Origin of the sequence: Allobacillus halotolerans, assembly GCF_018967645.1 — a bacterium.
Classification (GTDB): Bacteria; Bacillota; Bacilli; order Bacillales; family Alkalibacillaceae; genus Allobacillus; species Allobacillus halotolerans.
Map to the genome: position 1 here is coordinate 1 of NZ_JAHLZF010000086.1, position 574 is coordinate 574.

Genomic DNA, 574 nt, shown 5'->3' on the forward strand with positions numbered 1-574 from the left:
TGTTCGCCCATTAAAGCGGTACGCGAGCTGGGTTCAGAACGTCGTGAGACAGTTCGGTCCCTATCCGTCGTGGGCGTAGGAAATTTGAGAGGAGCTGTCCTTAGTACGAGAGGACCGGGATGGACATACCTCTGGTGTACCAGTTGTCGTGCCAACGGCATAGCTGGGTAGCTATGTGTGGACGGGATAAGTGCTGAAAGCATCTAAGCATGAAGCCCCCCTCAAGATGAGATTTCCCAACTTCGGTTATAAGATCCCTCAAAGATGATGAGGTTAATAGGTTCGAGGTGGAAGCATGGTGACATGTGGAGCTGACGAATACTAATCGATCGAAGACTTAATCAAAATAAATGTTTTGCGAAGCAAAATCACTTTTACTTACTATCTAGTTTTGAATGTATAAATTACATTCATATGTCTGGTGACTATAGCAAGGAGGTCACACCTGTTCCCATGCCGAACACAGAAGTTAAGCTCCTTAGCGTCGATGGTAGTCGAACTTACGTTCCGCTAGAGTAGAACGTTGCCAGGCAAAAAATGGATGCGATGAGCCGCATTGAGACCGCAAGGTCTC

General features: G+C 46.9%; 2 rRNA genes. Both read left to right on the forward strand.

Annotated elements, in window-relative coordinates:
- A 23S ribosomal RNA gene (locus tag KQ486_RS14225) occupies positions 1 to 345 on the forward strand; the annotation flags it as partial.
- A 72-nt stretch (positions 346 to 417) separates the two neighbouring features.
- Positions 418 to 532, forward strand: a 5S ribosomal RNA gene (rrf, locus tag KQ486_RS14230).
- Positions 533 to 574 lie beyond the last annotated feature (42 nt).